Source organism: Thiolapillus sp., from assembly GCF_048562965.1.
Taxonomy (GTDB): domain Bacteria; phylum Pseudomonadota; class Gammaproteobacteria; order Chromatiales; family Chromatiaceae; genus Thiolapillus; species Thiolapillus brandeum_A.
Genome location: NZ_JBHNMF010001625.1, coordinates 1 through 526, shown reverse-complemented (window position 1 = coordinate 526; position 526 = coordinate 1). Strand labels below are relative to the sequence as shown.

The following is a 526-nucleotide window of genomic DNA, read 5'->3' as shown; positions in this document are numbered from 1 at the left end:
CTGCTAAAATTCAGGGAGACGCTTTGTGAGTATGTTAGGGAAAGGTGAGCGCGCCCCTTGGAGGCAATTCCCCAAGGTGGTCCGGAATGGTGATCTTGGCTCACTTCAAAATGAGCCGGAATACGACGCCGCCAAGGCTGGCGACAAAGAGGCCGCCTTGAACTTGGTGGATCGTCTTTTCGACGACACAACCGCCGAGGCGATACGGGAGCTCATCGGCGATTCTAGACCGACACTACTTCCTGTTCTGGCTTCTGAGTCAAACGGCAACAATAAGATACCGTTGATGTTTGCCGAAGTTCTATCTGATCGGCTTGGTCTTCCTGTTGAAACTACCATTCATCAACGTGAAAAGATCAAGCGAACAGGTACCGGCTCAGACTACCGCCTGGCGTTCAACCCAACGTTTGCTGGCAATGTAAAAAAGGGTCAGTCCTACCTGATCGTTGATGACACGCTCACAATGGGCGGTACTATTGCTTCTTTAAGAGGCTACATTGAGAACAGGGGTGGTCATGTTATCGGC

The 526-nt window shown here is 51.1% G+C and carries 1 protein-coding gene; it reads left to right on the top strand.

Annotated features, from left to right (window positions below):
* Positions 1 to 31 precede the first annotated feature (31 nt).
* On the top strand, positions 32 to 526 hold a 495-nt coding region (locus tag ACOCD2_RS25880), incomplete at its 3' end, for a phosphoribosyltransferase (protein ID WP_305800846.1).